Source organism: Pseudomonas indica NBRC 103045, from assembly GCF_002091635.1.
Taxonomy (GTDB): Bacteria; Pseudomonadota; Gammaproteobacteria; order Pseudomonadales; family Pseudomonadaceae; genus Pseudomonas_M; species Pseudomonas_M indica.
The window spans coordinates 179765-189313 of sequence record NZ_BDAC01000012.1 but is presented as its reverse complement, the minus strand read 5'-3'; the positions used below and the strand labels follow the sequence as shown (position 1 = coordinate 189313).

Genomic DNA, 9549 nt, shown 5'->3' with positions numbered 1-9549 from the left:
GTTGGACCATCAATCGCACAACCACCGCCGCATCGCCGGGAACGGCTCTTCGCCCTGGCGTGCCGCCTGCTCCGGCTCCAGACTCATCCCCCGCCATTGCAGCCAGGGCACCCCGACGAAACGCCCGGCACTGAAATTCTCGATGATCGCCGCCGCCTCGCCACGATATCCGTCGGGGTGAAACACCACCTCCGGCGCCAACCGCAGATGCACCAGCGCGGCCCAGGACCAGGCGATGGCCGCCATCTCCTCCGCGCCGCCACGGTCGATATTACCGCTCAGCGTCCGCCGCTCCTCGGCCGGCACCACCGCCAGATGCCCCGCCTCGTGCAGCAGGTCGCCGGGGAATGCGAGGCGCTCGGCATCGAACAGCAATCCCCCGCACTCCACCCTGATGCCCGGCAGGAAGGTCGGCTCTTCCAGCGTCGCCGGCTCGCACGGCAACCCGATCGACGCGAAGAACGCCCGAATCCGCTCCAGCACCGCATCCTTGTCTTGTTCCATTGCATCCCTCCCATGAGTCCTTCGCGGCTCCCGTTCTAGCACGGGAGCGGGCCCACCGGCGAATCGCCAGCTTTTCGTTGGGGCGGATTTATCCGCCCGCATCCCCGACAAGACGCCAGCCAACCCACCCGAAGCCGGTAGAATCACTGTGAATCAATTCACGAGGTCACACGGTGGAGCTACAGCAAGGGTTCGTCCTGACGCGGCACTGGCGCGATACGCCCGCCGGTACCGAGGTCGCTTTCTGGTTGGCGACCGACGACGGCCCGCGCTATGTGCGCCTGCCCCACCAGCCCTCGGTGGCCTTCATCCCGGCCGCCCAGCGCGAGCGCGCCGAGGCGTTGCTGCGCGGCGAACGTGACGTCGAGCTACGCCCCCTGGCACTCAGCGATTTCCGCCACCGCCCCGTGCTCGGCCTCTACTGCCGCCAGCACCGGCAACTGATGAAGCTGGACAAGCAGCTTCGCCAGGCTGGTGTGGATGTCTACGAAGCCGACATCCGGCCGCCGGAGCGCTACCTGATGGAGCGCTTCATCACCGCGCCGGTAGGGTTCGGCGGCACACCGGACGCCAACGGCGCCCTGTTCGACGCCCAGCTCAAGCCCGCGCCGGACTACCGCCCCAGACTGAAACTGGTCTCCCTCGACATCGAGACCAACATGCGCGGCGACCTCTACTCCATCGCCCTGGAAGGCTGCGGCCAGCGCCAGGTCTACATGCTCGGCCCGCCCAACGGCACCGACACGCCCCGCGACTTCGACCTGGAATACTGCGACAACCGCGCCGATCTGCTGGAACGGCTCAACAGCTGGCTGTCCCGCCACGACCCGGACGCGCTCATCGGCTGGAACTTGGTGCAGTTCGACCTGCGCGTGCTGCACGAGCACGCCAAGCGCCTGCAGGTGCCCCTGCGCCTCGGTCGCGGCGGCGACGAGATGGGCTGGCGCGAGCACGGCACCCGCAGCAATCACTTCTTCGCCGACGCCGCCGGCCGGCTGATCATCGACGGCATCGAAGCCCTGCGTTCGGCCACCTGGAGCTTCCCCTCGTTCAGCCTGGAAAACGTCGCCCAGACCCTGCTCGGCGAGGGCAAGTCCATCGACAACCCCTATCAGCGGATGGACGAGATCGACCGCATGTTCGCCGAGGACAAACCCGCCCTGGCGCGTTACAACCTCAAGGACTGCGAGCTGGTCACGCGGATCTTCGAGCACACCGAGCTGCTGCGCTTTTTGCTGGAACGTGCCACCGTCACCGGCCTGCCCGCCGACCGCAGCGGCGGCTCGGTAGCCGCCTTCTGCCACCTGTACATACCACTCATGCACCGCCAGGGCTTCGTCGCGCCGAACCTCGGCGAACGCATGCCGGAAGCCAGCCCCGGCGGCTTCGTGATGGACTCCCGCCCCGGCCTCTACGACTCGGTGCTGGTGCTGGACTACAAGAGCCTCTACCCCTCGATCATCCGCACCTTCCTCATCGACCCGGTGGGCCTGGTGGAGGGCCTGCGCACCCCCGACGACAGCGCCTCGGTGCCGGGCTTTCGCGGCGCGCGCTTCTCCCGCACGCGGCACTGCCTGCCGGCCATCGTCGCCCGAGTCTGGGAAGGTCGTGAAGCAGCCAAGCGCGAGCACAACAAACCGCTGTCCCAGGCGCTGAAAATCATCATGAACGCCTTCTACGGCGTGCTCGGCTCCAGCGGTTGTCGCTTCTTCGATCCGCGCCTCGCCTCGTCCATCACCCTGCGCGGCCACGAGATCATGCGCCGCACCCGCGAGCTGATCGAAGCCCAGGGCTACAGCGTGATCTACGGCGATACCGACTCCACCTTCGTCTGGCTGCGCAGCGCTCACGCCGAGGCGGATGCCGCCCGCATCGGCCGCGCCCTGGTGCAGCACGTCAACCAGTGGTGGCGCGAGCATCTGCAACAGGAATTCGGCCTGGAAAGCGCCCTCGAACTGCAATTCGAAACCCATTACCGCCGCTTCCTCATGCCCACCGTGCGCGGCGCCGAGGAAGGCAGCAAGAAGCGCTACGCCGGCCTTGTCCAGCGCCCGGACGGCAGCGAGGAGATCGTGTTCAAGGGCCTGGAAACCGTGCGCACCGACTGGTCGCCGCTGGCCCAGCGCTTCCAGCAGGAGCTCTACCTGCGCATCTTCAACGGCCAGCCCTACCGGGACTATGTGCGCGACTACGTGCGCCGCACCCTGGCCGGCGATCTGGACGACCTGCTCGTCTATCGCAAGCGCCTGCGCCGCCGCCTCGACGACTACCAGCGCAACGTCCCGCCCCACGTTCGCGCCGCGCGCCTCGCCGACGAGCACAACGACCGCCTCGGCCGCCCCCGGCAATACCAGAGCGGCGGCTGGATCAGCTACCTGATCACCGTCGCCGGCCCGGAACCCCTGGAAACCCGCCGCGCGCCCATCGACTACGACCACTACGTTAGCCGTCAGCTGCAGCCCGTGGCGGACGCCATCCTGCCGTTCGTGGGGGATGACTTCGAACGGTTGATCGATGGGCAGATGGGATTGTTCTGAAGGCGCCCTTGTTCAGCGGCGTTCGCGCCCACTTCTCTCGACCATCGCGACGATGGTCTCGTACAGCTCGTCCTTCGCCTGCCCCGGCGTGATCTCGCCGACCGCGGCGGCATGAGACAACGCCTCGGCAGCCCCCAGCATCGCCCGCAATCCCGCCTGGCTCACGTCACCCAGGGCAGCGAAGGGGGCCAAGGCCTTACGGCATTTGTCGAGGAATACCACCTCGTACTCGCGCTTGATCCGCTCCAGCTCCGGCGAACTGGCGAGCGCCGCGATCACGCCGGGAATCTCCCGCCCCTGGAGCAACACGCAATCCACATAGGAGGAAGCAATCACCTCCGCCCTGGCCGCCAGGGTCGGTTCGCTCGCTTCCAGCGCGGCGTCCATCTGCGCCGTCTGGCGGACGTCGAATGCCTGGTAAAGCACCGCCAACAGCCCGGCCCGCGTGCCGAAGTGGTCGTAGACCACCGGTTTGGTCACGCCGGCCCTCTCGGCAAGCCGGCCCAGGGTCAACGCCTCCGTGCCCTCCTCCCGGATCAATTGCCATGCGACATCCAGCAACTGCCGCTGCCGCTCCTCCCGGGAAAGGCGACGACGCGGCTGCGAAAGGGACTCCTGCTCTTCGATCTCACTGCTTGACACTTTTAACCTACCAAAAGTAACTTACCAATCGTAAGTTACCAGTCGTAACTTACAGCCGCAGTATTAACCCTCGCCTTGCTTTCGTAAACCGCAGGAGTCCGCCATGCACGCCCTCATCGTCGTCGCGCATCACGATCCCCAATCGCTCACCCACAGCCTCGCGAAACGGCTTGCCGAAGGCATCGCCCTCTCCGGCCACGGCGCCGAAATCGCCGACCTCGCGGCGGAAGGCTTCGACCCACGCTTCACCCTGGCCGACCATGCTGTACACCGCCGCCAAGCACCGCCCCCCGTCGACGTGGCCGCCGAACAGGCCCGCATCGACCGCTCCGATGCCCTGGTACTGGTCTATCCCGTCTACTGGTGGTCGATGCCGGGGCTGCTCAAGGGCTGGATCGACCGGGTGTTCTCCAACGGCTGGGCCTTTGACTTCAGCCTCGACGCCAAGCTGGAGAAAAAGCTCCGCCACCTGCGCGTCCACCTTATCGGCGTGGGTGGCGCCGACGCGGGCACCTATGAACGGCACGGCTACTTCCACGCGATGAAAACCCAGATCGACCACGGCATCTTCGACTACTGCGGCGCCCACGTGGCGACCTCCGAACTTTTGCTCGACTCGGAAACCCAGGACCCGCGCATTCACTTGGACCGCGCATTTGCCATGGGACGGGATCTCTTCGCGGCAGTCCGTCAGCGCGAAGTGGTGTTGCCCTGACAACGGCTCAGTTACCAACGGAAGGGTGGAGAATCGTGAAGCGTTTTCCACCCTGGCTTCACTGCGCCAGGCTCACTCCGAGACGCGCACCGCCTATCCGCTTCTGACCTCCGGGCTGAACTTCACCCGGCCACCGGCTGTCTGTCTGCTGCCAGCCCACCGGGCGGGATTGCATAGCCATTCGCCACCAGACACCTGCGTCACGGCTTCCCCCCGGCTCCTAGAACAATTCGCCAGGCTGGTTTTCGCGCCCGTTCCGCGGGTTTCGTTCTATCGCCATGTGAAGTTCGCCATGTCCCTATCCCGCCATCTCCCCGCCCGTATTTTCCCGTCCATGCCCCGTGCCCTCGGCACCTGCCTGCTGGGTGGCCTGCTGGTCGCCGCCCCGCTACACGCCGAGGAAGCCGCCAGCAACGTGCGCTGGGTGAGCGACAGCCTGAACACCTACGTACGTAGCGGCCCGACCGATGGTTACCGCATCGTCGGTACCCTCACCTCCGGGCAAAAGGTCGAACTGCTGAGCACCCAGGGGGATTACAGCCAGGTGCGTAACGAGAACGGCAACGCTGTGTGGATACCCAGCCGCGACCTGCAGGAAGTGCCCGGCCAGGCCGAACGCCTGCCGCAACTGGAGCAGAAGGTCGCCGAGCTGACAGCGGAACTGGCAGGCATCGACGACACTTGGAAAACCCGTGTGAAAGGCATGCAGGAGACGCTGGACTCGCGCAAGAAACTGATCGACGAGCTACAGACCGCCCGCTCGACCCTGAACCTCGAGCTGAGCCGGGCACGCTCCGAATTGCGCGAACTGCAAGCCCAGGTTGGCGACGAGAACCAGCAGGTGCTGATGCGCTACATGGTCTACGGCGGCAGCATCGCCGGCGCCGGGCTGTTCGCCGGGCTGATCCTGCCGACCCTGCTGCGGGTACGGCGCAAGCGTAACGATCAGTGGTTCTGACCGGACTTCCTGTGCTGCTCAAGCCCTGCAATCCATGCCGTGCAGGTCATGGACTGCAGGGGCAGGGCTCACACGCGTGAGTCGTCGTACAGGGCCGCCGGCGCCAGCCGTTGGGCTTGCCGTTGCGACCACAGCGTGAAGCAGACCATCGCGACCAGAACAGCGGCCAGGACAGTCGAAGAACCGATGGTCCCCAGATCGAGCCCACCCTTGTCCGCGCTCTTGGTCAGGACATCGCCCATCGTCGCGCCAAACGGTCGGGTCAGAACGAAAGCCATCCAGAACAACGCCACCCGGGAAACCCGCGTATAAAAGTAGGCCAACGCGACCACCGCCAGCAGGCTACCGATGAGCAAGGCGCCGCCGGCGAAGCCGAGCCCCGAGTCGTCGGCCAGGTAATCGCCCAATGCCGTTCCCAGGGTGTTGGAAACCAGGATGGCGCCCCAATAGAACAGCTCGCCCCGACGGGTCGAAATGTTATCCACCGCGAGCGACTTTTCACTCAGCCACCAACTCGCCAGAACCAGGAGCAGCAGGGTGACGAGCAAGGCCGCACCGCTGGCGTACCCCAATCCGAGGGTGCGGTCCATGAAATCCGAGAGGGTGGTGCCGGCCGTACTGGTCATGAGGATCACGGTCCAGTAAAGCGCCGGCTGATAGCGACGCGTCCGCAACTGTCCAAAAAGAGACACCAGAAACAGGCCGATCAGCAGCAACGAACTGAGCGCATAGCCGATATCGAGCGTCATCGACAGAAGGTCGCCTGCCGTCTCGCCCAGGGTCGTGGCACAAATCTTCATCACCCAGAATGCCAGGGTGATCTGAGGGAGCTTGCTCATGGATAGCCTCGCTGGTACCCGCGGAATTCGGGCATGGAGGCACTCTAGGGAGCGGGGCGTCACAGACTCGTCAAAACGGCCTCAAAAAAGTGTCAAGACCCCGCCCGGTCGACTATGGGGCAAGGGTGAGACCGTTTTCTTCGCACCAATCGCGCAATGCGTCTTCAGTGGCGCGCTGTTCATACGCATGCCAGGCATCGAGCTGATCGACACGATCGAGCAACGCTTTGAATTGCCCGTACGCGCCTCGCTTGCGGAAGAAGCCGTAAACGGCATCGATGCTGTCCGGGAGGTGCTCTTTGACAAAACGCAGAACGAGGGGGCTACCGAGGTCGAGCTCTCTCTTTCGCGGTACGGCGATATACCGGCTTTCATCATCGACGTCTTCCGGGGCTTCCTCATCGATGCCTTCGCCAACCCAATGAATCTTGCCCGTCGTCCTGTCGATATAAGCCGCGCAGCCTAACACCACTGCATCACTGGCGCTGACCCATTCATACGCATCCAACAATTCGTCCAGTCGTACCGTCGTATCCACGGCTTTCAGTCTCCTATGGCAGATATTCGATATGAGCGCGTTGCAGCTATTCGCTCAATTCCAACACTAATAGATCGCCAAAACGCGAACCATCGCACCTCGGCCGCCTTTCGCAACTCGCTACAGTCCGCCCCGTCACGGTCAATCCCGTGGCCGGGCGTCAGAACCCGAACAGAAAGACGCATTCCTCCAATGCTGAATAGTTGGCACTTCGTATGCCAAACTATCGCGCTTTATGGCGGACCGTGCGGGGCGGGCTTCGGCCCGGCCGGCGTCCTTTCTGGCCGGTTTCTGACACTCGCACGGTCCGCCTCCATACCGCGTCAGAAACGGTGGGTAGGCGGCTCCTTAACCCCAGAAAGGAAATAAGGACAATGGACTACCCTCCTTTTATCCTCGCGGGCCTCCCGCATGCGTTGCTTTTGGTCAGCCTCCACCCGGAGGTGTGCCATGCCTGACTACCGTCCCCTTCCCTCTTTCACCCCTGCCGGCAAGCCGGTGCTGTACGTCGATGCCAGCCAAAGCGCACTGGAGTTGTACGAGTCGGCCCAGGAGCGGCTGGACGCGGCGCGGCAGTTGGCGCTGGTGTTGTTCTGTGGCGATCAGCAGTTGGATGACAGCCGGGTCTTTGCGGCTTTCCATCTATTGTTGAGCGATGCGGCGGGGTTGTACGAGGCGGCGTTCGCGCAACGGCGCTAACTGGCTTTTGCGATGTACGCAGGCGCCGTGGCGGCCCGGTGGTTGCCACGGCGCTGTCGTGTCGGCCAGCATCCACCGGGTCGGCCGGGTTGTGCTCCGGCTAACGACACAACTATACTGTACGGATAAACAGTATTTTCAGAACCCCAAAGGCATGTGAGGTGGTGAATGGCCGTTGAAGTGGTGTACCGCAGCAGCCGAGACCCGGAGCGTTTGTTCATGGATAAAGCCGAAGCCGATCGTCATGACAAGATGCTGGAACTGGCGGAGTCCCTGGCAGAGGTGCTGCAGAAGGCAGTGCCGTCGTTGAGCGAACAGCAGGTCGAGGAGATCGGGATTTTCATGGCGAAGAACCGCGAGGTGTTCGCCAAGGCCTTCAAGAGCAGCCCGGATGCGCTGGCCGATCTGAATGCCTCCTCGGCAGACGAATGAGAAGGGGCGGCACCGCCCTCTCCTCACCCACTCGCTAAACCAACCCCACCACCTGTAGCAGGTAAACGGTAGCCAGGGCGCCCACCAGACAGAGGATGGCGCCGCCGGCAGCCTGCCAGCGGAAGCGGCGGGCGATTTCGTCCTCCCCATGGCTGGACAGGATGAAGGGCTGGGACTCCTCCGGGCAGACCATGTGGTTTTGCGTCGGCTGGGTGCTGGCTTTGCGATGGCGGTCTTCCGCCTCGAGCTGGGCGGCCAGGCGCACGCGGTTCCATTCCTGCTCGTCGAGCTGGCCGTTGTTGTCGGCATCGAAACGCTGCAACAGGCCGGCGAAATCGCCTTTCCATTCGCGAATCACCGCCATCTGTGCCGCGCTGGCATCCAGGCCCTGGCGGCCGCCTCCCAGGCTGCGGAATTCACCGATGGCGTAAAGCGGCTCGCCGGCATGCAGGCGTTCTTCGATGTAGCGGTACTGCTTGCCTCCGGTGAGGAAGCCGAAGAATCCGCCACTGGGTTCGATGCGCAGCGGGTGGCGCATCGAGCCCTGCCAGCTCTGGCGGGTGGCGGGGCGGACTTCCGCGCCACGCGGGTTGATCAGGCATTCGCCGGTGTTATCGGAGAGCCGCAGCCAGGCCTCGCTGGTACCGCTCTCGACCACGCGCCAGCGGCTTTTCTTGCCGTCGGACTGAAGCTCCTCGATACGGAAACGCCACCAGACGCACGGCTTGCCGGTCAGCGGGCCGGTAATCACGGCGTCCGGCAGCCCGTGAAGGATGCCGTACAGCTCGACGTAGCCTTGCGCGGCGGAGCGGATTTTCGAGGTCGGCGTATCCAGCAGGTAGCGCGCCTCGCGCAGGCGACGCAGGCACCACCAGCCGCCGCCGACGCAGGCGCCGAGACTGAACGACAGGCTGACGGCCAGCCCTGGAACGTCCATGGGCTCAGCCGAACAGGGCTTTGATGTTCACGTCGGCCTTTTCGGCCTCGCTGAACTGGAGCAATACCGCCGCCTTGAAGCCGAACAGGTTGGCGATGATCACGTCGGGGAACTGCTCGATACGCACGTTATTCAGGTTGACCGCTTCGTTGTACAGCTCGCGGCGGTCGGCAATGCCGTTCTCCAGGCCGGTGATGCGCTGCTGCAGGTGCTGGAAGCTGTCGTTGGCCTTCAGTTGCGGGTAGTTCTCGGCCAGGGCGAAGAGCTGGCCGAGGCCGGCTCGCAGGCCGGTTTCGGCCTTGCCCAGGGCGCCGACGTCACCCTTCTCGCGGGCGCTGGCCACGGCATTGCGGGCGGAGATCACCTTTTCCAGGGTGGTCTGTTCGTACTGCATGTACTGCTTGCAGGTTTCTACCAGCTTGGGCAGTTCTTCGTGGCGCTGCTTGAGCAGCACGTCGATGTTCGCCCAGGCCTTGCTCACGCCGTGCTTCAGCCGTACCAGCGCGTTATAGAGGATGACCGCGTAGGCGGCGGCGAGAAACAGTACGACGAGGATGGCGACGCTGACGAGGCTCATGGGGACTCTCCCTGTGTGGACGATGGCATTCTAGCGGCACCGGGGGTGGCAAATGGAGACCTTTCGCACGTCCTGCCTGGCTTTGCCGCTTTGCATGGCCTTTCCAAAAATGCAAATCTTTCGCATTATGTTACGGTTTTACGCGCGCACCTGCGCATTGCCACTCTCAGA

11 protein-coding genes are annotated in these 9549 nt (G+C 64.3%); 5 read left to right on the top strand and 6 right to left on the bottom strand.

From position 1 onward, the window contains the following. Positions 1 to 9 precede the first annotated feature (9 nt). Complete coding sequence (locus tag PIN01S_RS15810; protein ID WP_084336724.1) at positions 10 to 504, bottom strand: hypothetical protein; 495 nt, start codon at positions 502 to 504, stop codon at positions 10 to 12. A gap of 173 nt (positions 505 to 677) precedes the next feature. Between PIN01S_RS15810 and PIN01S_RS15805 the strand changes: the two genes are divergently transcribed. Further along, positions 678 to 3041: a DNA polymerase II gene (locus PIN01S_RS15805; protein WP_084336722.1), complete on the top strand. Its 2364-nt coding sequence runs from the start codon at positions 678 to 680 to the stop codon at positions 3039 to 3041. Between the two features lie 12 nt (positions 3042 to 3053). Here PIN01S_RS15805 and PIN01S_RS15800 read toward each other — a convergent pair whose 3' ends face one another. Beyond that, positions 3054 to 3668: a TetR/AcrR family transcriptional regulator gene (locus PIN01S_RS15800; RefSeq protein ID WP_169715839.1), complete on the bottom strand. Its 615-nt coding sequence runs from the start codon at positions 3666 to 3668 to the stop codon at positions 3054 to 3056. A gap of 118 nt (positions 3669 to 3786) precedes the next feature. Between PIN01S_RS15800 and PIN01S_RS15795 the strand changes: the two genes are divergently transcribed. Next, positions 3787 to 4398 (top strand): NAD(P)H-dependent oxidoreductase, encoded by a 612-nt coding sequence (locus PIN01S_RS15795; RefSeq protein ID WP_084336718.1) that lies wholly within the window; start codon positions 3787 to 3789, stop codon positions 4396 to 4398. 292 nt (positions 4399 to 4690) lie between these two features. Then, entirely contained in the window at positions 4691 to 5356 is a 666-nt protein-coding gene (locus PIN01S_RS15790; RefSeq protein WP_084336716.1) for a TIGR04211 family SH3 domain-containing protein, read from the top strand. A 68-nt stretch (positions 5357 to 5424) separates the two neighbouring features. Here the strand turns inward: PIN01S_RS15790 and PIN01S_RS15785 are convergent, their stop codons facing one another. After that, positions 5425 to 6195, bottom strand: coding sequence for a COG4705 family protein (locus PIN01S_RS15785; RefSeq protein ID WP_084336714.1), 771 nt, complete (start codon positions 6193 to 6195; stop codon positions 5425 to 5427). Between the two features lie 112 nt (positions 6196 to 6307). Continuing rightward, positions 6308 to 6733, bottom strand: a complete 426-nt coding sequence (locus tag PIN01S_RS26420) for a hypothetical protein (RefSeq protein ID WP_139198567.1) — start codon at positions 6731 to 6733, stop codon at positions 6308 to 6310. A 450-nt stretch (positions 6734 to 7183) separates the two neighbouring features. Here PIN01S_RS26420 and PIN01S_RS15775 point away from each other — a divergent pair, with 450 nt between their 5' ends. Further along, positions 7184 to 7432: a hypothetical protein gene (locus tag PIN01S_RS15775; protein WP_084336710.1), complete on the top strand. Its 249-nt coding sequence runs from the start codon at positions 7184 to 7186 to the stop codon at positions 7430 to 7432. 168 nt (positions 7433 to 7600) lie between these two features. Then, positions 7601 to 7864 carry a YebG family protein gene (locus tag PIN01S_RS15770; protein WP_084336708.1) on the top strand — a complete coding sequence of 88 codons (264 nt, stop codon included), beginning with the start codon at positions 7601 to 7603 and terminating at the stop codon, positions 7862 to 7864. Between the two features lie 34 nt (positions 7865 to 7898). On the opposite strand, the gene PIN01S_RS15765 is transcribed toward PIN01S_RS15770, so the two are convergent. Both PIN01S_RS15765 and PIN01S_RS15760 read right to left on the bottom strand, forming a co-directional pair. After that, entirely contained in the window at positions 7899 to 8801 is a 903-nt protein-coding gene (locus tag PIN01S_RS15765) for a GIDE domain-containing protein (protein WP_084336706.1), read from the bottom strand. 4 nt (positions 8802 to 8805) lie between these two features. Continuing rightward, a complete protein-coding gene (locus PIN01S_RS15760; protein WP_084336704.1) occupies positions 8806 to 9378 on the bottom strand; it encodes a LemA family protein in 573 nt (190 codons plus the stop codon). Between the last annotated feature and the right edge of the window lie 171 nt (positions 9379 to 9549).